Origin of the sequence: Flavobacterium jumunjinense, assembly GCF_021650975.2 — a bacterium.
In the GTDB taxonomy this organism is placed as follows: domain Bacteria; phylum Bacteroidota; class Bacteroidia; order Flavobacteriales; family Flavobacteriaceae; genus Flavobacterium; species Flavobacterium jumunjinense.
On the sequence record NZ_CP091285.1, the window covers coordinates 1,958,429 to 1,982,083 of the forward strand.

Sequence of the window (23,655 nt, forward strand, 5' to 3'; positions counted from 1 at the left end):
AAACTACATAAATTGTTAAAGTTTTGGTTTTCAGTGATTTTTATAGTTATATATAGAAGAATTTCGTAAATTCGAGAGAATTAATTAAACGACCCCTTACTATGAAAAAATTTTACTCATCTATTTTGAATACAAAATACTTTGTATTCACTTTATTGTTCTTTGCGTTAAGCATGAATGGACAAGTTGGTATAAACACTACTACTCCAGACGCAAGTTCAATTTTAGACATAACTTCTACTACAAAAGGAATATTAACACCTAGAATGACAACAGCTCAAAAATTAGCAATTGCATCACCTGCAAACGGATTGTTAGTATATGATACAGATTTAAATGGGTATAGTTATTATGATTTACCCACAACTACTTGGGATAATATACCACATGGGAGATCAAATTTTAAGAGAATTAAAGCTACAGATGTTTTGGCTTCAGCTTTAGCATCAGAATTAGCAGCAGGAGGAGGGTCTAAATATTTGTTGGACACAAATACTTTGTATGAGATTAATGGAACTGTAGTAGTTGATTTCCCTATAGAATTAAACAATGCTTATCTTGTTGGTTTAGATTCTGGAGAAGATAAATTAATAAAATCTACAGGAGACTTATTTACAGGTACAACAGGTGGTTATATTAAGGTGTTGACTTTGGTTGCTTCTGCAGGTAATGTTTTTAATATTAACGGTGGAGGAACTCAGAATTTAGTTTTTAGAGATTTAATCATTGCAAGTTCTGCAAACGTGGGTGTAGTTGATAATTTTGCTTTAGTTTTTTCAAGTATCGTTCAATTTGTTGCAAATACTAATGGTGTAATATATAGAGATGTTTCTAAATTGTTGCTTGATAATCAAGGATGGTTTGGAAATAATGCTGGGATTTATGAGAAGTTTGAAGGAACTTTTGGTTCTTTACAAAAGCAAGGGGGATTTATGGATGTTAATGGGGCGGTTATTGGGGTTGATGTATCTTCAAATCCAACAATTACGTCTGATGGAACAATGTTTGCTGTAAATTTTGCAGGAACTCTTACAACTGGTTTTTATGTGAAAAAATATACTGTTGGTTCGTACACTGGTTTTAATTTTAATAATAAGTGGAACGTTAATTGTTCGGGAATACCCGAGGAAGGTGATCAAGTTGCATTAGGAGATGTGAATTATGATTATCCTGTTGGTTCAGGTGCATTAACAACGTTATCAGGAACACCGACTAAACTATTAGGTACTACAACATCTAATAATTTATATAGAGCCTCTCGTAATGGAGTTGATAATAGAGTTCAGTATTTAGGAAACAAAAAAAGATTTTTTAGAGTAACTGGTGCTGCTTCTTTTCAAGCAACTGCAACAGGTACTATTTATGTCTTTTATATTGCTAAAAATGGAACAGTGGTTAATCAATCTAAAGTATATGTAAACTCCAATTCAACTACAGATATTTTAGCGGTTCCTTTTCAAACTATTGTTGAGTTGTCTCCAAATGATTATATAGAAGTTTTTGCGCAGAGATTTAGTGGTTCTGGTAATATATTGACAGTTTCTTTAAATCTTTTAATGAATTAATAGTTGGCTTAATTATAAATTTTGAAAAAAGATCAATGGTTATTCATTGGTCTTTTTTGTGAGTTAAAGTTTTAATAATTAATATTCAGGGTTAATTTAATAGTTGTTTATTTGCAAAAAAAGATTATGTTCCGTTGGATTATTTTAATACTTATCATAGTATTAATTGAGATTTACTCATTTCAAGTAATTAAAACTATTACTAAGAGTAGATGGATTATTGGTGCTTATTTAATAATTTCATTTGTTGTATTAGCGTATATTTTATTTTTTTTCTTAACCTATAATAGAGGTGAAGGACAAAATAAAGATTCATTATTTGCAATAGGATTGCTATTGATTACTGTTTTACCTAAAATAGTTCTTACAATAATACTCTTTGGAGAGGATATTTTTCGTTTTTTCGCTGGAATTATATCATCTTTTAGTAATAAAGAAGGTGATTTTTTACCAGAAAGACGAAAGTTTGTAAGCCATATAGCGTTAGGGTTGGCGGCAATACCTTTTTCATCTTTATTGTATGGAATGACGATAGGGAAGTATAACTTCAAGGTAATAAAAAGAACATTATTTTTCCCAGATTTACCTGAAGATTTTGATGGAACAACAATAACACATATCTCAGATATACATAGTGGAAGTTTTGATAACCATGAAAAAATAGAGTATGCAATTGATTTGATTAATGAACAAAAATCGGATTTGGTTTTGTTTACAGGCGATATTGTTAATACACACGCTAAAGAAATGGATCCATGGATAGATACTTTTAAACGTATTGAAAGTTCAGGATTAGGGAAATATTCAGTTTTAGGAAATCATGATTATGGAGAATATTTCAAATGGAACTCTGAAGAAGAAAAAGAGGAAAATTTTCAGGCAATTAAAGGAATTCATGAGAAAATAGGTTTCAAATTGTTGTTAAATGAAAACGTGAAAATCAAGAAAGGAACAAGCGAATTAAGTTTAATAGGAGTAGAAAATTGGGGTAAGCATTTTAAGAAAGTTGGAGATCTAAAAACAGCTTCTGAGGGTGTAATGAAAGAAGATTTTAAAATTTTAATGAGTCACGATCCTAGTCATTGGGATTCAGAAGTACAACATCATGAGAATCATTATCATTTAACACTTTCAGGACATACACATGGTTTCCAGTTTGGAATTGAAATTCCAGGATGGATAAAATGGAGTCCTGTGCAATATGTTTATAAGCAATGGGCAGGATTGTATGAAAATTTAGGAAGATATGTCTATGTAAATAGAGGTTTTGGATTCCATGCCTATCCAGGAAGAGTTGGAATTATGCCAGAAATAACCGTAATTGAACTAAAAAAAGGAGAAAATGTAGCATAATTCAGTAAAAATGCTAAATTTGTATATAATTTTCTTTTGAAAAATTGTTTTTTTATAAAAAAACTCGATAGTATGTCAAAATTTGGAGAACTTATTGATGCTCAAGTACCAGTATTGATAGATTTTTATACTGAATGGAACGAGCCTTCTGTAGCAATGAACGAAGTAATTCGCGATGTAGCTGCAGCTCTTGGTGATAAAGCCAGAGTTATTAAAATTGATGTTGATAAAAATCGTGAGTTAGCAGAAGCGCTTAGGGTTAAAGGTTTGCCTACTTTAATGATTTATAAAGCAGGACAGATGATTTGGAGACAAAGTGGAGAAATGGATGCAAACACATTAATTTCTTTGGTTAAAGAGCAAGCTTAGTTTTTAATAGAATTAAATGTGTATCCTTTTTCTTTTAAAATTTGGATTGTTTTTGGTAATACAAATTTAAGATTCTTTTCAGCTTTCAAGCTGTCATGAAAAACGATAACGCTACCTGTGTTACAATTGCTTATTATATTCTTTAAGCACTTTTCACTTTTTAATTTTTTGTCAAAATCATAACTAATAATGTCCCACATAATTATTTTGTAACCTTTTTTTCTTAAATAGTAAGATTGACTAGGTTTTATTTTGCCATATGGCGGTCTGAAAAGGCGTGTTGGTTTTTTAGAAATCTTTTCATATTCACTGTTGAATAATTCTATATTATTAAAGTATTTTTCGTTATTGTTTTTCCATCCGTTTAAATGGTTTAAAGTGTGGTTTCCAATTGAGTGTCCTTCATTGATGATGCGCTTTAAAATATGAGGATGTTTTCTAATATTATCTCCTATACAAAAGAATGTAGCTTTTATTGCTTCTTTAGCTAATATATCTAAAACCCATTCAGTAACTTCTGGAATTGGGCCATCGTCAAATGTTAAGAATATTTCATTTTTAGTGTTTGGAATGTTCCAAACATAATTTGAAAATAGTTTTTTGATTAAATACGGAGTTTTTGTCCAAAATAAATTCATTTAGTAAAAGTATAAAAATAAAAAATGTGACAATATTTATTGTCACATTTTTATGTATTGTACTATTTTGCTCTTTATTCAATCATGTCCCTTTCAAATTGAGAAAACATCTTGTTGTAATTGTTGAATTTTATTTTTTCTTTATTATAAAACGCAGTGTCATTAGCTCTTTCAGCTATTTCTACTAAACTTCTGTAGCGTTCAATACTTGATATTATATCAACGTAAATATCATTTTGTTCACTAGATTTTAATCCTTTATAATAGGTTAATTCCTCGTTGTATTTTGTAATCAATTGTTTAAGAATATCTCTAGCCTTGTCTTTTTTGCCGATCTCATAATATCCTTCTGCAAAAGGCTCTATTAGAGTGTAGTATTCAAATTTATCTATTGGCATTTTAGCCATAGCAAGATCTATAATTTTTTCAGCTTTATCTTTCTTTCCTTCATTGATTAATGCTTCCATTAATCTAGAAAGATTTGTTCTATAAGTAATGCTGTTTTTACGAGTTTCAGGATCATGGTAAATATCAGGACTTCCGCTATTTCCCCAATCCCATTTTGTAATAATACTATACATTTTTTCGGTATCGATTAATCCCATCTCTAATGGATTTGGACCACCTTTACCTCTTTTTGTTTTAATTGGAACTAGTTTGAAGCACATTCCGTCTAATTGTAGGTATTCTTTCATCCAAAGATAGTCGTCTTCACCAAAGCTTCCACCTGTAAAATAGATAGGTCTTTTCCAATTATTTGTGTTAATGATGTCTAGCATCATTAGTCGATTTTTGTAAAGAGCGCTTCCTTTTATCGTGAACTCAATTGATGGAACGATAGAGTCGTAGTATTTTGGAGAAACTACTTTGTTTTTAATAATATTATCCTTGTTTATTGGAATAAATATTTTGTTAGAAGGGAAGTAATTTACAGATTGCCCACTTCTTAGTGTTACTTTTGCTCTTTCATCTTCTAGAGATATGAAGTTAATTAATTCGTCTAGTCTAATAGAGTCTTTCGTTCTTTCTTCAAAAAAACTATAATCTCTATTACTACCTTTGTATAGATCTCTAGACATTGATAACGGAATAGGGTCAGAATCATAAGCTTTACGTCTCATTTGGTCAATATACCAATCTGTCATGAATAGACTTGTGTTAACAATTCGAATGTCTGTTCTGTATCCTTCAATTTCTTGTGCATACCATAAAGGGAAAGTATCATTATCTCCAATTGTGAATAGAATTGCATTTTTTTCGCAAGAATCAAGATATGCTTTTGCGTTTGCTAGTGCTGTATATTTGTTCGCTCTACTATGATCGTCCCAGTTTTGGTTTGCCATCAATATAGGAGCTGCTAATAATGTTAAACCAAGAACAACAGGTATGGATACTTTCGGTTGTAAGTATTTTTTAGCTCCTTCGTATAAAGAATATACACCGAACGCAATCCACATTGCAAAGGCATAGAATGAGCCAACAAGTGCATAATCTCTTTCCCTTGGTTCAAAAGGTCTTTCGTTTAGGTAGACTTTTAATGCTAATCCTGTAAATAAAAACAAAACAAGCAATACATAGAAGCTTTTAAGGTCTTTCTTAGCATGGAAAATCATTCCAATTACAGCTAAAATAAAAGGTAAAAAGAAATAAGTATTTCTTCCTTTGTTATTCAGCATGTCTGAAGTTAAATTGTCTTGACTACCAAGTCTAATTTCATCAATAGCTTTAACACCACTAATCCAGTTTCCGTCTAGGTTATCGTATTTTCCTTGATTGTCATTTTGACGGCCTGTAAAATTCCACATTAAATACCTCCAGTACATATACCCGAATTGATATTCAAACATGAACTTAATATTGCTTGCAAAAGTTGGTTTTTCAACAATTAAATAGTCACCATATGCTTTTAAGAACTTATTGTAGTCATCTAAATCCAAACGTCCAGAACTAAATGCTGTTCTAAAGTTAGAAACGATATCTATTAATTCAGGCTCATCTGCAAATTCGGGTTTTACTCTAAAGTCAAGAGGTTCTGTTAATAGCATATAGTTTTCACTATGGTCAGTGCTCCACATTCTTGGCAATAAAGCTTTATGATTGTCGTCTGTATTTTGGTTGGCGTTTTTGTAATTATTTGTAATTACATATTTACCGGTTTTATAATCTCTTTCGTAGTTTGGTTTTCCGTCTGTATAAGGATTGTCTTCATCTAATCCAGAATAAGCTTCAGAAAATTGAGATCCAAAAAACAATTGTTGTTCTCCATATTGTTCTCTGTTGTAGTAAGCAAGTACTTCAGCTGCATCAGATGGTTTGTTTTCATTGATAGGTGGGTTTGCATTGGCTCTAATAGGCAACATTAACCACGATGAAAATCCGATTAAAATAAATAAGACTGCAAGTATAATAGTGTTGTAAAAAACAAGACCTTTTTTTCTTGTGAATTGTAGTCCAAAATAAAAAGCTAAAATTAAACTTAAGAAAGCTAAAATTGTTCCTGAGTTAAATGGTAACCCAAAAGTGTTTACTAAAAAGATTTCTGTTTTACCAAAAAAAGCAAGAGAATAAGGTAATAGAAGTTTGAAAATAAACAATAAAATAGCTACAATCACAATGTTTGCTATGATGAAACTTTTAATTGTGATGTTCTTATATTTTTTAAAGAAATATAGAAAACCAATTGCAGGAAATGTAAGTAAAGCCATAAAGTGTACACCGAAAGACAATCCGATTACTAATGATATAATTAATAGCCATTTGTTTCCTTTTGGAGTCTCTAAGTCTTGTTCCCAACGTAATCCTAGCCAAAAAAGCAAGGCAATAAGGAACGATGCCATTGCATAAACCTCTGCTTCCACGGCATTAAACCAGAAACTGTCAGAGAATGTAAAGGCTAAAGAGGCAACTGCAGAACTACCTAGAATCATTATATAATTGCTGGTAGTGTCTTTTTCTGAATGACCAAAAATACGTTTCATTAGTAGGGTTAATGACCAAAACATGAAAAGCACAGTGAAAGCACTTGAGAAAACAGACATCATATTAACCATTAATGCTATTTTGTCTGGACTTAGTGCAAACATTGCAAAGAAAGCGCCTAGCATTTGGAATAATGGTGCGCCAGGTGGATGTCCAACTTCAAGATTGGCAGATGTAGCAATGTATTCTCCACAATCCCAAAAACTCATTGTTGGTTCAACAGTTAATGTATATGTTATTAAGGCTACTGAAAAAACGATCCAGCCTAAAATGGTATTCCACTTCTTGAAATTAAATGCTTTCATATTTACTATTTTGTCATTTTCTATTTGTTTTACAAAGAAACTACTTTTTTGGAATTACTAGCGGATAAAAAATAATTTTAATATTTTTTTTAGAAAAACTTGTAAACTAAAAAAAATGTTTTAGATTTGCACTCGCATTCAGGAAATATGTCCCATGGTGTAATGGTAACACACCGGTTTTTGGTACCGACATTCAAGGTTCGAGTCCTTGTGGGACAACAAGTGAAAGCTTCTCTATTTAGAGAAGCTTTTTTATTTTAAAAAGATCTGTTTTGAATATCAGTGCTTTAATAGTATTGTGTTCTTTTTTTCTACTTTTTTGTTTAAAAAAATGAGTATAAGGTTTTTTTTTATTGAAAAATGTTTTAGATTTGCACTCGCATTCAGGAAATATGTCCCATGGTGTAATGGTAACACACCGGTTTTTGGTACCGACATTCAAGGTTCGAGTCCTTGTGGGACAACAAAAAAAAACTCTTCAAATTGAAGAGTTTTTTTCATGACTATACCTGTTTAGGTATTATATTTTAAAAGTTATAACGGGTCTTTTTGCATGATTAACTAAATCTTCGCTAATGCTTCCGTTAAAGAAATGTGCAATTCCTTTTCTTCCGTGGGTACTCATTCCAATTAAATCAGCGTTAATGTCTTTTGCAAAGTGTAGAATTCCTTTTTCAACATTAATGTCGTTGTAGATGTGTGTTGAGAAACGATTTATTTTAAATTCAGCTGTAAATTTGTCCATTATTTTTTGAGCAACACTAGTTGATTTAAAGTTATTAGGAGTGTTTATGTTTACAAGATGAATATGTGAGTTGAATTTGTTTGCGAAATCGACAACTTTTTCAAAAGGTTTTTTTATTTCATCAGAAAAGTCAGATGCGAAAACAAAATTTTCAGCATTGAAATTTTCTTCTTCTTTTTTTATCACTAGAACGGGAACGTCAGAGTTTCTTACAACTTTTTCAGTGTTTGATCCTATAAACATTTCTTGAAATCCACTTGCGCCATGTGATCCCATGATAATTAGGTCTGCATTGTGGCTTTTTCCGTTGTTCATAATTCCATCAAAAGCTAATTCAAATTGAAGGACTTTAGAGATTTTTATACCATCAAGATATGGTGAATTCATTATGCTGTCAAGTTTTGAGATTGCAGCATTTTTAAAAAGCATTAATTCTGGAATTTCATGAGAAGTAGTTATAGCATCATTTCCCGTTGTCGGTAATTCAAGCATATGAATAAGAATAATTTCGCTATTGTCTTTTTTTGCTATTTGAGCAGCTACTTTTAATGCATATTCTGCGTGCTTTGAAAAATCGGTGGGAACTAAAATTTTCTTCATATTAAATGGTTTAGGGTTATAAATTGTTTACTATAAAGTTACTAAATTATATTAAGAAATACACATTTTTTTTTAATTTAAAAATATTATGTATATTTGCATCGATTATTTAGTTCGGATTTAGATAATGAGGCACGCAATGCGTGCCTCTTTTTATAAAAATATGACATTTAAAGAGAAAGTAGAAAGGTTGTTAGATGCAGCTATATTAGAGCGTAGCCATTTGTTTTTAATTGATTTAAAAATTGATGAAGCTAACAAAATCAATGTTGTTTTGGATGGTGATAATGGAGTTAATTTGCAAGACTGTATAGATATAAGTAGAGTGGTTGAGCAAGATCTTGATAGAGAAGAGAATGATTTTTCTCTAGAAGTGGCTTCTGCTGGAGTATCTTCACCATTAAAGTTAGTTCGTCAGTATAAAAAAAATATTGGAAGAAAGCTTAAGGTCAAGACAGCTGATGATCAAGAAATAGAAGCGGACCTTGTAGATGCTGATGAATCGGGGATTTCATTAGAATGGAAAGCAAGAGAACCAAAAAAAATAGGAAAAGGAAAGGAAACAGTGGAAAAATCTGTAAATTTGCCTTATTCTGAAATAAAAGAAGCGATAGTAGTAATATCATTTTAAATAAAGAGTTGACATGGAGAATATTGCATTAATTGAATCGTTTTCAGAATTTAAAGACGATAAGCTCATTGATAGAGTTACCTTAATGGCAATTTTAGAAGATGTGTTTAGAAATGCATTGAAGAAAAAATATGGTTCTGATGATAATTTTGACATAATCATTAATCCTGATAAAGGAGATATGGAAATTTGGAGAAATAGAACTGTTGTTGAGGATGGAGAAGTAGAAGATGAGAATTCTGAAATTTCATTGTCAGCAGCTAGAAAGATCGAGCCAGATTTCGAAGTTGGAGAAGATGTTTCTGAAGAAGTGAAATTATTTCAATTGGGTAGAAGAGCGATTTTGGCTTTACGTCAAAATTTAATTTCTAAAATTCATGAACATGATAACACAAATCTTTATAAACAATTTAAAGATTTAATAGGTGATATTTATACAGCTGAAGTGCATCATGTAAGACCTAGAATGGTTGTGTTGATGGATGATGAAGGAAACGAGATAGTATTGCCAAAAGAGAATCAAATTCCTAGCGATTATTTCAAAAAAGGAGATAATGTTAGAGGGATTATTGAAAACGTTGAATTAAAAGGGAATAAGCCTCAGATTATAATGTCAAGAACAGCTCCAGAATTTTTGGAGAAACTTTTTGAACAAGAGATACCTGAAGTCTTTGATGGTTTAATCAATGTTAAAAAAGTAGTTAGAATTCCTGGTGAAAAAGCAAAAGTAGCTGTAGATTCTTATGATGATAGAATTGATCCAGTCGGTGCTTGTGTGGGTATGAAAGGATCTAGGATTCATGGAATTGTTCGAGAATTAGGTAATGAAAATATAGATGTAATTAATTTTACAACTAATATTCAGCTATATATAACAAGAGCCTTAAGTCCAGCAAAAGTATCTTCTGTTAAAATTGACGAAGAGAATAAAAAAGCGGAAGTGTTTTTGAAAATTGAAGAAGTTTCAAAAGCAATTGGTAGAGGAGGTTATAACATTAAATTAGCAAGTTTGTTAACGGGTTATGAATTAGATGTTATAAGAGAAGGTGTTGTTGAAGTAGATGATGTAGAATTAAGAGAATTTTCAGATGAAATCGAAGAATGGATAATCGAAGAGTTTGAAAAAATTGGTTTAGATACCGCTAGAAGTGTACTTGGTCAGGATGTCGAAGATTTAGTAAGAAGGACTGATCTAGAAGAAGAAACAATATTAGACGTTGTTCGTATTTTGAAAGATGAGTTAGAAGACTAATTTTAAAATTAAACAACACGCAAAATAAAAAGAATTAGAAAAAAGATTATATGTCTGATAAAAGAGTTATAAGAATCAACAAAGTTTTAAGGGAGTTAAACATTTCTCTAGATAGAGCAGTGGACTTTTTGAAAGAAAAGCATCATGAAATTGAAGCGAGTCCAAATGCGAAAATATCTGAAGAAGAGTATGATGTCTTATGCAATCAATTTTCTGCTGATAAAGGAAAGAAAGAAGCTTCTCTAGAGGTAAGTGAGGAGAAAAAGAAGGAGAAAGAAGCACTTAAGAGAGAGCTAGAAAAAGAAGTTGAATTGAAACGTCAGCAGGAAGAAATTCAGAAACAAGAAGTAATCAAAGCAAAAGCTTCTTTAGCAGGACCAAAAGCAGTTGGTAAAATTGACTTAAATCCTAAAAAACAACAACCAAAACTAGAAACTCCTCCAGTTGTTGAAGAAAAAGCTAAAGTTGAAATTGAAGCGAAAGAAGAAAAACTTGAAGTAATTTCTACTCCTAAAGTAGAGCCTGCAAAAGTAGATGCTCCTAAGGTTGAAGTGCCTAAAGTGGAAGTTCCAAAAGTTGAGAAAGTTGAAGTAGCTAAAGTGCAACCAAAAGTAGGGATTCAGAAAAAATCTTCTGAGACTAAAACTTTTGTTAAGCAAGAGGCTAAAAAAGTAGATGTCGTTAAGGTTGATGAGAAAGCGGTTGAAGATAAAAAAGTAGAAGAAGCTCAGACTGAAGAGGAGATTCTTAAAACGAATTATCAAAAACTTTCTGGAACAACTTTTACTGGTCAAAAAATTGATTTGTCTCAGTTTGATAAAGCTAAGAAAAAACCAGACGATAAAAAAGAATTTAAGAAAGCGGGTCAAGGAAATCAAAATAAAAAAGAAGCCGGAGATCCAAATAAAAAACGTAAAAGAATTACGAAGCCAGCTGCAGGAGGTAATAACTCGGGTACTGCAGGAACTACTACTGGAGGAACTAAAAAAATCTTTACAAAAGATAATAGTCGATTCAATAAAGGTAAGAAGGTTGTAATTCAAAAAACGGAGCCTACAGAGGAGGATGTTAAAAACCAAATCAAAGAAACTCTTGAAAGATTACAAGGGAAAGGTAAAAAAGGAGCGAAATCTGCTAAACACCGTAAAGATAAAAGAGATAGTCACCGTCAACGTGTAGATGATGAACAACAACAACAAGAATTAGAAAGCAAAATCTTAAAAGTAACAGAATTTGTTACTGTAGGAGAAGTTGCTACAATGATGGACGTGCCAATTACAAAAGTTATTGGAACTTGTATGATGTTAGGAATCATGGTTACAATGAATCAACGTTTAGATGCTGAAACATTAACTATCGTTGCTGACGAGTTTGACTATAAAGTTGAATTTATTACAACAGATATCGAAGAGGCAGCTGAAGTTGTTGAAGATAGACCAGAAGATTTAAAATCGAGAGCGCCTATTGTTACTGTAATGGGACATGTCGATCACGGTAAGACATCTTTATTAGATTATATTCGTAGCGCAAATGTTATTGCAGGAGAATCTGGAGGAATTACGCAGCATATTGGAGCATACGGAGTGAGATTAGAAAATGGTGAGAAAATCGCATTTTTAGATACTCCTGGTCACGAGGCCTTTACTGCAATGCGTGCTCGTGGTGCTAAAGTGACGGATATTGCAATTATTGTTATTGCGGCTGATGATGACATCATGCCTCAAACAAAAGAAGCAATTAGTCATGCTCAAGCAGCAGGTGTGCCAATGATTTTTGCAATTAATAAAGTAGATAAGCCAACTGCAAACCCTGAAAAGATCAAAGAAAGATTAGCAGCAATGAACTTGTTAGTAGAAGATTGGGGTGGTAAATATCAATCTCATGATATATCAGCAAAAACAGGTTTAGGTGTTAAAGAGTTATTAGAGAAAGTATTATTAGAAGCAGAAGTTTTAGAGCTTACTGCAAATCCAAATAAAAATGCAGTTGGTACTGTAGTAGAAGCTCAGTTAGATAAAGGTAGAGGATATGTTTCAACTATCTTAGTTCAAGCGGGTACTTTAAAAATTGGTGATTATATGTTAGCGGGTAAGAATCATGGAAAAATTAAAGCCATGTTTGATGAAAGAGGACATAATATTACTAGTGCTGAGCCTTCAACTCCAGTTTCTATATTAGGTTTAGACGGTGCTCCAACAGCAGGTGATAAATTTAATGTATATGACGATGAGAGAGAAGCGAAACAAATTGCTGCTAAGCGTACACAGTTACAACGTGAGCAATCTGTTAGAACTCAAAAGCATATTACCCTTGCAGAGATTGGAAGACGTATTGCTTTAGGTCAGTTTAAAGAATTGAATATAATTCTTAAAGGAGATGTTGATGGTTCTGTAGAAGCATTATCAGATTCATTTTCTAAATTGTCAACAGAAGAAATCCAGATTAATATAATTCATAAAGGAGTTGGTGCTATTACTGAATCTGATGTGTTGTTAGCTTCTGCTTCTGATGCAATTATTATAGGATTTAATGTTCGTCCACAAGGGAATGCAAAACAATTAGCAGAAAAAGAAGAAATCGATATCCGTAATTATTCAATTATTTATGCAGCGATCGACGATTTAAAAGATGCAATGGAAGGAATGTTGTCTCCAGAGTTGAAAGAAGAAATCACAGGTACTGCTGAAGTTCGTGAATTATTCAAAATTTCTAAAGTGGGTACAATTGCTGGATGTATGGTTACTGATGGTAAAATTCTAAGAAATGGTCAAATCCGTTTAATTAGAGAGGGAGTCGTAATCTATACTGGTGAGCTTGTTGCATTGAAACGTTTTAAAGATGATGCGAAAGAAGTTTCTAAAGGATATGATTGTGGTATGCAGATAAAAGGATATAACGATCTTAAGGAATATGATGTTATTGAATGTTTCCATGAAATTGAAGTAAAAAAGAAATTGAAGTAAAATTTCAATTGAGTCGTCCTAAAATAAGTTGACGAGTTTTACAATAAATTAATTAAAACCAGTGAAGTTAACTTCACTGGTTTTTTCATATACAAAGTTAGGTGTTTTCATATTTAAACTCAAATGAGGTCTTTTACTATTATAGCATTCCACAGACTCTCTAACTAAAAGGTTAAGTTCATCACCTGATTTACATTTGTATATGAGGAATTCTTGTTTTAGAATACCATTTATTCTTTCCGCTAGAGCATTTTGATAACAATCATAGCCATCGGTCATAGAAGCAATAATATTATTTTTGGTTAATTCATTTTGATAAATTTTAGAACAATATTGTAAACCTCTGTCTGAGTGATGTATTAATTGAAGGTTTGTTTTTCTGTTTTTTACTGCCATTCTTAAGGCCTTAACCACACTTTCTGCACTCATGTCATCACTCAAATGATAACCAACTATTTTTCTGCTAAAAACATCTGTAACTAATGATAGATAATGAGTTCTTTTATTAGATTTTATATAAGTTATGTCACTAACAAAAACCTGTTCTATTCTGTTGATATCGATATCTTTAAATAAATTGGGGTACTTACGTAACCAGTGTTTAGAAAAGGTGGTTTTTGTGTAATTTTTCATTGGTTTAACTAGCATTTTTTCTCTTTTCAAATAAGCAAAAAATGCATCTCTCCCGATTTTAATTCTATTTTCAACAAAAGATTGTTCTAGTAAAAAATAAAGTTTTCTTGTGCCTAATCGAGGCATAATTCTTCTTTGTTTTTCAACGAGTTGCTTTACTATTAATAATTCTTTCTCTCGTTCTAAACAACGTGCTTCCTGCTGATAAATAGCTTGTCGGCTTACCCCAAACAATCTACAAGTTCTGGACATACTTATGCCTTCTTCTTGTTGGATGCGTCGGATGGTTTGGGTGAAAACTTTTTTCTAATTTGAGTACCGTATTGACTATCTGAGATATCAATCATGGTGTTTAGCACTGTGTTTTTAAGCTTCTCATCAGCTAATTCTTTCTCTAATCTTTTAATGCTTTGGGCTGGAGTTTCTTTAGATTTGACCATAAACAAAAGCTTGGGGTTACTCCAATCTAAATTACCAAATTTTCTTAACCAAACCAAAACTGTACTTCTACCTTGAATTCCATACTTCTTTTGAGCTTGCTTATAGGTAAGTTCGCCTTTTTCTACTTGAGAAATAACAGCTAATTTAAAGCCCAGATTATAATCGCGTTGACTACGCTTTGCTGGCCTGTTTTCTGATTTATTCATAATAAGTCGATTTTATGTCAACTTATTTCAGGACGGGACAGGTATAAAAAAACCGCAAACTAATATAGCTTGCGGCTTCTTTTTAATTTTAAAAGTTTAGAAGGTGTATTTTAAGCCTCCATAAATATTTCTTCCAGGAGAATTGATACCAGAAGCGAAGACTCTATATTGTGTGTCTAAGATGTTTTCTATTCCTGCAAATAATTTCGCATTTTTAAAAATAGAGTAACTTCCTTTTAAATTATAAGTTTCCCAAGCAGGCATTCCTCCTTTTGGAGCGTATTGTTCGTTATCTTCACCATTAGCAAAATAATCTTTAATGTCTTTTTTTCCATTGTATAACATATATACATCAATAGCATATTTGTTTTTAGCATAACTTAGTCCTAATTTCCCAAAGTAAGGAGAAATATGATCTAAAGGACTTTCATTTTGTTCTTCAACAATTCTTCCATATGTGTAATTGAAACTTGCGTTAAATTGTAATGCATCAATAATATAACCTCTAACATTAGTTGAAATTCCTGTAATGTAAGCTTTTCCTTTATTTTGATTGGCTAAAACTTGACTGTTTGATCCATTGTATAATATAGTAGATTGTCCTTCATATTCAAAAGCATCTGTTACAATCGCATCATACATACGTGTGTAAAAATAGGTGTTTTCAAATTTGAAGCGCTTTGAATCCGATTGTATAACAAAACCAATATCTCCAGTTAATGTTTTTTCTGGTGTTAAATCTTCATTTGGAACAATTACGAAACCATCTCCAGATTCGAAAACTTTACCAAAATCATCAATATTAGGTACTCTAAAACCTGTAGAAAGATTTGCTTTTAGTGCTATATTTTTTGAAGTGTTTTGTACTATTCCTAAGGAACCACTATAAGTAAAATTACCTTGATTTATCTTAGAAAAAGGTAACGGAAAATAAGTGTCATCTGTAATTGTGCTTTTTAAAGTAGTATATCCAGCTCTGAAACCTGCACTCCAAGCAGTTTTTTCATTTGATTTTTCATTATAGGAAACGTATAGATCATTTCTATGCATCATGTTTTCTCCATTAGGATAGCGTGTATCTAAGCCAGAAATCTCACCTGTTACTATATTCTCTTTGTTAGCAGTTGAGTTTAGTGTCTCATAATATGATTCAAGACCATAAAACAATTCTCCTTTATTGAATTTTTTATGTAAATCGGCACTAAAAGAATACATATTTACATTTTCTTCTCGGCTTTGTAAATTCATGTTTCCAAAACGTCTGTTATGACGACTTTCTTTAGCGTTCTGATATGCAATACTAATTTTCACGTCACTATTTAGGAATGCTTTTTCTTTGTCTAAAGTATAAGCAGCCAATATTCTTTGTTGCGGACCATAATACCATTCTGAATTCTTGAAACCAGTTGTGGAAGAAACATCTGTTAGTCTGTCGTATCTAGGAATGTTAGATGTCGTTGAGAATTGAAGATTAATATTGTGTTCAAAACCTGAATCCGTCTTGTACGCTAGTTTTTGTAAAGCATTATATTGTGTATATCCCGAGTTTTTTTGAATATATTTATTACTGTTTTCAACTACCTGATCTATCCCGTTTATAGTTGTTGTGTAAAATAATCGTTCTCCAAAATAATCGGAGCGTCTATTTTTCTTTTTACCCATTTTTAAGTCATCAAAATCATTGAAAGAAAAGACAGTTAACGAAGCAAATTTCGAAGTTGCATAGTTCAAATCAAAAGCAATAGATTTTTCATTATTAACACTTCCATATCGTGTATTTATACTTCCAGAAAACGCTTTGTGAGTTTGAGATAGAAATTTAGGATTCTTTGTTGTCATATTTACTGTTCCTCCTAATGCATCACTCCCAAATATAGTAGAAGTAGGTCCGTAAAATATATCAACACTTTCAAGTAAATTCTCATCAACAGTTATTGCGTTTTGAAGGTGTCCGGTTCTAAAAATTAAATTGTTCATTCGGAAACCATCAACTAATAGTAACACTCTACTTGCTTCGAAACCTCTAATGGCTGGGCTTCCTCCTCCTTGTTGAGATTTTTGCACAAACAAAGAACCTGAGTTTGAAAGCATTTCTGCTGTAGATTGATAGTTCTGAAACTCAATTTGTTTAGCACTTATTGACTCTACTTGATTGGGTAGAATCTTTTTGTTTTTTGGAATTTTATATGAAGTTACAATGACTTCTTCTAAACTGGTAGTTCTTGTTGAGTCTTTTTTTGTTTGGCTATAACTCAAAATACTAATTAAAGATAGTATAAGTATGATTTTTTTTTTCATTTTGATGATGTTGTTTTTTTTTACAAAAAATAGCTTGTTTTTATTTTAAAGAATAGCTAAAATAGGTGTTTTTGGGTACTTGTAGTTCTACTAATTAAATCAGAAAGGCTTAATTAATAAAAGTTCTCACCTTTTAAAAGATGAGAACTTTTTATGATAACAAAAAACTCTAAAACGTAAGATTTGTTGTCTTAGTATATTGTTATATCATCGTATCATATAATTTTTTTAGAACTAAGATGATTTTATAAGAAGTGCAGTTGGATATTTCTTCTTAATTTCAGCTAGATTTTTTTCAGCATGAATTCTTAACTTGTAATTTCCAACCCAAACTTTATAAGTAGGATTAGTGTATAAGATTGTTGCTTCGATTTCCTTAAATTCTCTTTTGAAAGAGATTAAATTTCTTTTCGCGCTTTCCTTTTCACCATAAAAAATCTGGATTTTATAATTTCCATCGATATTAATTTCACTATTAATTTGTCGCTTCTGTTTTAATAGTTTTTCAAATCTAGGATCTTGTTCTACTGTGGTTTTTGTTTCTTGTGAAAAAGATTTTGGAATAAAAAAAAGACTAAAAATAGTCAATGATAAAATGTTTTTAAGTGCTAAATTTCTCATAATGAATAAAATTTAAAGCAAAAATACATTTTTTTAAGTAAAACGATGTGACTGAAATTATTTAGAATAGATATAAATTACATTTTAAGATAATATTAAGGTTTTTAGAATAGTTCTAAAATCGTATTTTTGTCGGAGTTTAAAATAAAGTATGATTATATTTGTGCCAAAATACATTTAGAATCATACTAAATTTACTAGATAATCATTAACTAAATATGAAAAAGGTGGGTAACCATAAATCGTTTTCAAGGATTTTCTTCAGCTTAGCTTTATCGCTGACTTTTTCTTTATCTGTGTTTTCACAGGAAGCTGCGGCAGAAGCTCCAGCTCCAGCAGGTGCTGATCCTGCTAAAGGTAAAGAGTTGTTTAATGCAAATTGTGCCGCTTGTCACGCTTTAGATAAAGCAATGACGGGTCCAGCATTAAGAGGTGTTGCAGATAAGTATGACAAGGAATTCCTTTACAAGTGGATTAGAAATAACACGGAACTTATTAAAGCAGGAGATCCTACTGCGTTAAAAATTTACAATGACAATGGTCAAAAAGCAATGACCAATTTTCCAGCTTTATCAGATGGAGATATTGAAAATATTTTGGCGTATACTTCGCAAGTAGCACCGCCTAAAACGGAAGTAATTGTTGATGGTGGAGGGCGTGTAGATAATTCTTCTTCGGGTATTTCAAACAACATTATTCTTGGTGCTTTATCATTGGTTTTATTAATGTTAATTGTTATGTTGTTCTTGGTGAACAATGTGTTAACTAAGATTGCTAAGGCTAATAATATTGAGATTCCAGCAGATAAAAAATCATTGCCAATTTGGAAAGCATTTATTAAAAATCAATTTTTATTAGTGGTTTCTGCAATATTTTTCTTATTGTTTGCGGCTTATTTTGCATATGGATTTTTAATGCAAGTGGGTGTAGATCAGGGTTATGAGCCAATTCAGCCAATTCATTACTCACATAGAATTCATGCAGGAGATAATGCTATCGATTGTAAATATTGTCACTCTGCAGCTAGAGTAGGTAAGCACTCAAATATTCCATCATTGAATGTTTGTATGAACTGTCATAAGAATATTAGTTCTGTAGCAGATGAAACTTTAGCAGAAGGAAATGAATTTGGTGTTGATTATAATAATGAAATTCAAAAACTTTATGATGCTGTAGGTTGGGATAAAGAAAATCAGAAATATACTGGTAAAACCGCTCCAGTTAAATGGATTAGAATACATAATTTACCAGATTTCGTTTATTTCAATCACTCGCAACACGTATCAGTAGCTGGAGTAGAATGTCAAACATGTCATGGTCCTGTTGAAGAAATGGAAATCATGAGGCAACATTCTTCATTAACTATGGGATGGTGTATTAATTGTCACAGAGAGACAAACGTGAAAGTGGAAGACAATGAATACTACACGAAAATTCATGAAGAACTTTCTAAGAAGTATGGTGTTAAGCAATTGACAGCTGCTCAAATGGGAGGTCTAGAATGTGGTAAATGCCACTATTAATAAATAAAAATTAAGAAGCTAATATCAATATACAATATGGCATCAAACAAAAAATACTGGAAAAGTGTTGAAGAGCTAAACGAAAATAGCTCTATTGTTGAGACGCTAAGGAACAACGAGTTTGTGGAACAGATTCCTGTTGATGAGTTCTTAGGAAACGAAGAAAACTTATCTAACTCTGCTACTTCTCGTCGTGACTTTTTAAAATATGTAGGATTTAGTACTGCAGCTGCTTCGTTAGCTGCGTGTGAAGGTCCTGTTGTGAAATCTATTCCTTATGTGGTTCAGCCAGAAGAAATTATTCCTGGTGTAGCAGATTTTTATGCTACAACAATTGCAGATGGTTTTGATTTTGCTAATATTCTCATCAAAACACGTGAAGGTCGTCCGATTAAAGTTGAAAATAATAATTTAGAAGGTTCAAATACTGGTGCAAACGCAAGAGTACACGCATCTGTTCTTTCTTTATATGATAGTTTGCGTTTAAAACAACCTAAAATTGCTGGTAAAACTGCATCTTGGGGAGAAGTAAATGCAAAAGTGAAAGCTAGTTTAGAAGATGCAAATGTAAAAGGAGCATCTGTTGTGTTGTTAACAAATACAATGGCAAGTCCTTCTACAGATGCTTTAATAACTGAACTAAAAGCAAAATACCCAACTGTTAAACAAGTTGTTTATGATGCTGTTTCTGAATCAAATGCTTTAGATGCTTTTGAATCAGTTTACGGAGTTAGAGCTTTAGCTAACTATGATTTCTCAAAAGCAGATGTCATTGTTTCTATTGGTGCAGATATCTTGGGTGATTGGCAAGGTGGAGGATATGACGCAGGTTATGCGAAAGGTAGAATTCCAAAACAAGGAAAAATGTCTAAGCATATCCAAATTGAGGCAAACATGTCTTTAGCTGGAGCTAATGCTGATAAAAGACTACCAATGACTATTGCGCAACAAAAATTGACTTTAGTTAAGATATATAAAGCAATAACTGCAGCTGCTATTTCTGACGTTAAAGTTGAAAAAGAAGCAGAAGTAAATAAAGTTATTGAACAATTAAAATCTGCAAGAGGAAAAGGTGTTTTAGTGTCAGGTTTAGATGATGTTGATGCTCAAATGTTAGTATTAGCAATTAATAGTGCTATTGCTTCTGAAGCATTTGATCCAAATGGTGCTAAATTGATTAGAAAAGGTAATAATAAAGATGTCGCTCAATTGGTTGCCGATATGAAAGCAGGAAGCATTCATACGTTAATTATGAGTGGAGTAAATCCAGTATATACGTTACCAAATTCTAAAGATTTCTCTGAAGGACTTAAAAAAGTAAAGCTATCTGTTGCGTTTTCTATGAAAGAAGATGAAACAGCTAAGAATACCACGATTGCAGCAGCTGCTCCTCACTATTTAGAATCTTGGAGCGATGTAACAATTGTAAGAGGTCATTATAGTGTAATGCAACCAACAATACGTCCATTATTTGACACGAAGCAATTTCAAGAAGCTTTGATGACTTGGTCTGAAAATAGTGCAAAATATTATGATTATTTAAAAGCTTTTTCTGCTACTCAAATAGTTGATAAATCTTGGAATCAAATAGTTCATGACGGTTTTTCGAAATCTGAAGTTATGCCTTTAGTTGCTAATCCTGAATTTTCTGTTACTGCTAGTGCAAGTAAATTAGCACAAGCAAAAGCTGTAGGAATGGAATTAGTATTGTATACTAAAACAGGTTTAGGTGATGGTCAACAGGCGAATAACCCTTGGTTACAAGAATTTCCTGATCCAATTACAAGAGTATCTTGGGATAATTATGTTACCGTTTCTAAAGCTGATGCAGATAGATTAGGCTTAAAGAATTGGAATGTTGCAAATGGAGGAATGAATGGTAGTTATGCTACTTTGAAAGTGGGTGATGCTACTTTACTTAAAGTTCCTGTTATTGTACAGCCAGGTCAAGCAAAAGGTACTGCTGGTTTAGCTTTCGGATATGGTAAAGTTGAAGGAATGAAACAGGATATGCAAGTTGGAGTTAATGCGTATACTTTATATAGTAACTTGAATGCAAATCAGTTTGTAAGTATTACTAAAGAAGATGGAGAGCATGAATTTGCATGTGTTCAGTTGCAAAAAACATTAATGGGTCGTGGAGATATTATTAAGGAAACGACACTTGATATATTTAAAAAAGAAGATGCTAAAGTATGGAATCCAGTTCCTATGGTTTCTTTAGATCATAAAGCAACACCAGCTACTGAGGTTGATTTATGGACATCTTTTGATAGAACTACTGGTCATCATTTCAATTTATCTATTGATTTGAATGCTTGTACTGGATGTGGGGCATGCGTTATCGCTTGTCATGCTGAAAACAACGTTCCTGTCGTAGGTAAAGATGAAGTAAGAAGAAGTAGAGATATGCACTGGTTGCGTATTGATAGATACTATTCTCATGAAGAAACTTTCAGTGGAGATGTTAAGTTAAAAGAGGATACGACTGGTTTAATGGCTTCTATCAATACCTTAAGTGATATGGAAGATCCATCAGATAATCCACAAATTGCATTCCAACCGGTAATGTGTCAACACTGTAATCACGCTCCTTGTGAGACTGTGTGTCCAGTGGCTGCTACATCACATGGTAGAGAAGGGCAAAACCACATGGCATATAATCGTTGTGTTGGTACTCGTTATTGTGCAAATAACTGCCCATATAAAGTTAGACGTTTCAACTGGTTCTTATATAACAAAAATTCAGAATTCGATTATCATATGAACGATGACTTAGGTCGTATGGTATTGAATCCTGATGTGAATGTACGTTCTCGTGGAGTAATGGAGAAATGTTCAATGTGTATTCAAATGACACAAGCGACAAAACTTAATGCTAAGCGTGAAGGTAGATTAATTAAAGATGGTGAGTTCCAAACTGCATGTTCTGCTGCTTGTTCAAGTGGGGCAATGATTTTTGGTGATGTCAATGATAAAGAAAGTCAAGTAGCTAAATTAGCTGAAGATGACAGAATGTATCATTTACTAGAGCACATTGGTACAAAACCAAATGTATTCTATCACGTTAAAGTTAGAAATGATAAATAAGTATTAATTTAAGAAACAATATAAAGGATTATGTCGTCTCATTACGAAGCACCCATTAGAAAACCTTTAGTAGTAGGAAATAAATCTTACCACGATGTTACTGTAGATGTAGCTAAACCTGTTGAAGGAAGAGCTAATAAACAATGGTGGATTGTATTTTCAATTGCCTTAGCAGCGTTCCTTTATGGATTGGGCTGTATGATTTATACAATATCTACAGGTATTGGTACATGGGGATTAAATAAAACTGTAGGATGGGCCTGGGATATTACCAACTTCGTTTGGTGGGTAGGTATCGGGCACGCTGGAACTTTAATCTCTGCTGTATTATTATTATTCCGTCAAAAATGGAGAATGGCAATTAACCGTTCTGCAGAAGCAATGACAATTTTCTCTGTAATGCAAGCAGGTTTGTTTCCAATTATTCACATGGGTCGACCATGGTTAGGATACTGGGTACTACCTATTCCAAATCAATTTGGATCATTGTGGGTAAACTTTAACTCCCCATTGCTTTGGGATGTATTTGCAATTTCGACGTATTTATCAGTATCATTAGTTTTCTGGTGGACTGGATTACTACCTGATTTTGCTATGCTAAGAGATAGAGCAATTACACCATTTACAAAGAAAGTATATTCAACTTTGTCTTTTGGATGGAGTGGAAGAGCGAAAGATTGGCAACGTTTTGAAGAAGTTTCACTTGTATTAGCTGGTTTAGCTACTCCTCTTGTACTTTCTGTACACACTATTGTATCTTTTGACTTTGCTACTTCTGTAATTCCAGGATGGCATACAACTATTCTTCCTCCATATTTCGTTGCAGGTGCAATTTTCTCAGGATTTGCTATGGTAAATACTTTACTAATAATCATGAGAAAAGTATCTAACTTAGAAGATTATATTACAGTTCAACATATCGAATTGATGAATATTGTAATTATGATTACAGGTTCGATTGTTGGTTGTGCTTATATTACTGAGTTATTTATCGCTTGGTATTCAGGTGTGGAATATGAACAATATGCTTTCTTGAATAGAGCAACAGGTCCTTACTGGTGGGCGTATGCATTGATGATGACATGTAATGTGTTCTCACCTCAGTTCATGTGGTCTAAAAAGTTAAGAACTAGTATTGCTTTCTCATTCATTATTTCGATTGTTGTAAATATTGGTATGTGGTTCGAACGTTTTGTAATTATCGTAACTTCGTTACATAGAGATTACTTACCTTCATCATGGACAATGTTCCAGCCAACTTTTGTAGATGCAGGAATCTTTATTGGGACAATTGGATTTTTCTTTGTACTTTTCTTATTGTACTCTAGAAGTTTTCCAGTTATTGCTCAAGCAGAGGTTAAAACTATTTTGAAATCGTCAGGAGACAATTACAAGAGGGAGAGAGAATCAAAAGAGAGTAATCATTCAGACAATCATTAATAT

The 23,655-nt window shown here is 32.2% G+C and carries 14 protein-coding genes, 2 tRNA genes and 1 pseudogene; 11 read left to right on the forward strand and 6 right to left on the reverse strand.

Annotated features, from left to right (window positions below):
• Positions 1-101 precede the first annotated feature (101 nt).
• The 3 genes and pseudogenes from L2Z92_RS08705 to L2Z92_RS08715 form a co-directional block, all read left to right on the forward strand.
• Complete coding sequence (locus tag L2Z92_RS08705; RefSeq protein ID WP_236458437.1) at positions 102-1,565, forward strand: hypothetical protein; 1,464 nt, start codon at positions 102-104, stop codon at positions 1,563-1,565.
• 123 nt (positions 1,566-1,688) lie between these two features.
• Positions 1,689-2,918 carry a metallophosphoesterase gene (locus L2Z92_RS08710; RefSeq protein ID WP_236458836.1) on the forward strand — a complete coding sequence of 410 codons (1,230 nt, stop codon included), beginning with the start codon at positions 1,689-1,691 and terminating at the stop codon, positions 2,916-2,918.
• Positions 2,919-2,939: 21 nt separating this feature from the next.
• Positions 2,940-3,287, forward strand: a pseudogene (locus L2Z92_RS08715) (thioredoxin family protein); the annotation flags it as partial.
• Here the strand turns inward: L2Z92_RS08715 and L2Z92_RS08720 are convergent.
• On the reverse strand, positions 3,284-3,925 hold the full coding sequence (locus tag L2Z92_RS08720) for a polysaccharide deacetylase family protein (protein ID WP_236458438.1): 642 nt from the start codon (positions 3,923-3,925) through the stop codon (positions 3,284-3,286). The pseudogene L2Z92_RS08715 and the gene L2Z92_RS08720 overlap by 4 nt on opposite strands.
• A 74-nt stretch (positions 3,926-3,999) precedes the next feature.
• Positions 4,000-7,209, reverse strand: a complete 3,210-nt coding sequence (locus L2Z92_RS08725) for a glycosyltransferase family 117 protein (RefSeq protein WP_236458439.1) — start codon at positions 7,207-7,209, stop codon at positions 4,000-4,002.
• A gap of 148 nt (positions 7,210-7,357) precedes the next feature.
• On the opposite strand from L2Z92_RS08725, the gene L2Z92_RS08730 reads away from it, so the two are divergent.
• Together L2Z92_RS08730 and L2Z92_RS08735 are read left to right on the forward strand one after the other, a co-directional pair.
• Positions 7,358-7,428: transfer RNA gene (locus tag L2Z92_RS08730), tRNA-Gln, on the forward strand.
• Between the two features lie 174 nt (positions 7,429-7,602).
• Positions 7,603-7,673 (forward strand) — tRNA-Gln (locus L2Z92_RS08735).
• Between the two features lie 56 nt (positions 7,674-7,729).
• On the opposite strand, the gene L2Z92_RS08740 is transcribed toward L2Z92_RS08735, so the two are convergent.
• Positions 7,730-8,554 carry a universal stress protein gene (locus tag L2Z92_RS08740; protein ID WP_236458440.1) on the reverse strand — a complete coding sequence of 275 codons (825 nt, stop codon included), beginning with the start codon at positions 8,552-8,554 and terminating at the stop codon, positions 7,730-7,732.
• A gap of 163 nt (positions 8,555-8,717) precedes the next feature.
• Here L2Z92_RS08740 and rimP point away from each other — a divergent pair, with 163 nt between their 5' ends.
• Genes rimP through infB form a run of 3 tightly spaced genes read left to right on the forward strand, consistent with a single transcriptional unit; the run spans position 8,718 to position 13,400 of the window.
• Positions 8,718-9,185 carry a ribosome assembly cofactor RimP gene (gene rimP / locus L2Z92_RS08745; RefSeq protein WP_236458838.1) on the forward strand — a complete coding sequence of 156 codons (468 nt, stop codon included), beginning with the start codon at positions 8,718-8,720 and terminating at the stop codon, positions 9,183-9,185.
• Positions 9,186-9,198: 13 nt separating this feature from the next.
• Positions 9,199-10,437 (forward strand): transcription termination factor NusA, encoded by a 1,239-nt coding sequence (gene nusA / locus L2Z92_RS08750; protein WP_236458441.1) that lies wholly within the window; start codon positions 9,199-9,201, stop codon positions 10,435-10,437.
• A 50-nt stretch (positions 10,438-10,487) separates the two neighbouring features.
• Positions 10,488-13,400 carry a translation initiation factor IF-2 gene (infB, locus tag L2Z92_RS08755; RefSeq protein WP_236458442.1) on the forward strand — a complete coding sequence of 971 codons (2,913 nt, stop codon included), beginning with the start codon at positions 10,488-10,490 and terminating at the stop codon, positions 13,398-13,400.
• A 48-nt stretch (positions 13,401-13,448) separates the two neighbouring features.
• Here infB and L2Z92_RS08760 read toward each other — a convergent pair.
• The 3 genes from L2Z92_RS08760 to L2Z92_RS08770 all read right to left on the reverse strand — a co-directional run bounded on the left by L2Z92_RS08760 (position 13,449) and on the right by L2Z92_RS08770 (position 17,599).
• Positions 13,449-14,680 (reverse strand): IS3 family transposase gene (locus L2Z92_RS08760; RefSeq protein WP_236454916.1). Its coding sequence is split into 2 segments (ribosomal slippage): positions 13,449-14,320 and positions 14,320-14,680, totalling 1,233 coding nucleotides; the frame shifts between segments, so codons are not numbered across the junction.
• Positions 14,681-14,776: 96 nt separating this feature from the next.
• Positions 14,777-16,978: a TonB-dependent receptor plug domain-containing protein gene (locus L2Z92_RS08765; protein WP_236458443.1), complete on the reverse strand. Its 2,202-nt coding sequence runs from the start codon at positions 16,976-16,978 to the stop codon at positions 14,777-14,779.
• Positions 16,979-17,212: 234 nt separating this feature from the next.
• Complete coding sequence (locus L2Z92_RS08770) at positions 17,213-17,599, reverse strand: SPOR domain-containing protein (protein ID WP_236458444.1); 387 nt, start codon at positions 17,597-17,599, stop codon at positions 17,213-17,215.
• Between the two features lie 218 nt (positions 17,600-17,817).
• Between L2Z92_RS08770 and L2Z92_RS08775 the strand changes: the two genes are divergently transcribed.
• The 3 genes from L2Z92_RS08775 to nrfD are packed head-to-tail and all read left to right on the forward strand — an operon-like array spanning position 17,818 to position 23,652.
• Positions 17,818-19,122 carry a c-type cytochrome gene (locus L2Z92_RS08775; protein ID WP_236458445.1) on the forward strand — a complete coding sequence of 435 codons (1,305 nt, stop codon included), beginning with the start codon at positions 17,818-17,820 and terminating at the stop codon, positions 19,120-19,122.
• Positions 19,123-19,158: 36 nt separating this feature from the next.
• Positions 19,159-22,212 carry a TAT-variant-translocated molybdopterin oxidoreductase gene (locus tag L2Z92_RS08780; RefSeq protein WP_236458446.1) on the forward strand — a complete coding sequence of 1,018 codons (3,054 nt, stop codon included), beginning with the start codon at positions 19,159-19,161 and terminating at the stop codon, positions 22,210-22,212.
• Positions 22,213-22,242: 30 nt separating this feature from the next.
• Positions 22,243-23,652 (forward strand): NrfD/PsrC family molybdoenzyme membrane anchor subunit, encoded by a 1,410-nt coding sequence (nrfD, locus tag L2Z92_RS08785; protein ID WP_236458447.1) that lies wholly within the window; start codon positions 22,243-22,245, stop codon positions 23,650-23,652.
• The last annotated feature ends 3 nt before the right edge of the window (positions 23,653-23,655 follow it).

Bases quoted from the DNA above. Each gene is read 5' to 3' on its own strand.
- rimP (WP_236458838.1), top strand. From the start codon at position 8,718: ATGACATTTAAAGAGAAAGTAGAAAGGTTGTTAGATGCAGCTATATTA.
- L2Z92_RS08780 (WP_236458446.1), top strand. From the start codon at position 19,159: ATGGCATCAAACAAAAAATACTGGAAAAGTGTTGAAGAGCTAAACGAA.
- L2Z92_RS08765 (WP_236458443.1), bottom strand. From the start codon at position 16,978: ATGAAAAAAAAAATCATACTTATACTATCTTTAATTAGTATTTTGAGT.
- L2Z92_RS08770 (WP_236458444.1), bottom strand. From the start codon at position 17,599: ATGAGAAATTTAGCACTTAAAAACATTTTATCATTGACTATTTTTAGT.
- L2Z92_RS08775 (WP_236458445.1), top strand. From the start codon at position 17,818: ATGAAAAAGGTGGGTAACCATAAATCGTTTTCAAGGATTTTCTTCAGC.
- L2Z92_RS08705 (WP_236458437.1), top strand. From the start codon at position 102: ATGAAAAAATTTTACTCATCTATTTTGAATACAAAATACTTTGTATTC.
- L2Z92_RS08725 (WP_236458439.1), bottom strand. From the start codon at position 7,209: ATGAAAGCATTTAATTTCAAGAAGTGGAATACCATTTTAGGCTGGATC.
- L2Z92_RS08740 (WP_236458440.1), bottom strand. From the start codon at position 8,554: ATGAAGAAAATTTTAGTTCCCACCGATTTTTCAAAGCACGCAGAATAT.
- nusA (WP_236458441.1), top strand. From the start codon at position 9,199: ATGGAGAATATTGCATTAATTGAATCGTTTTCAGAATTTAAAGACGAT.
- L2Z92_RS08720 (WP_236458438.1), bottom strand. From the start codon at position 3,925: ATGAATTTATTTTGGACAAAAACTCCGTATTTAATCAAAAAACTATTT.
- nrfD (WP_236458447.1), top strand. From the start codon at position 22,243: ATGTCGTCTCATTACGAAGCACCCATTAGAAAACCTTTAGTAGTAGGA.
- infB (WP_236458442.1), top strand. From the start codon at position 10,488: ATGTCTGATAAAAGAGTTATAAGAATCAACAAAGTTTTAAGGGAGTTA.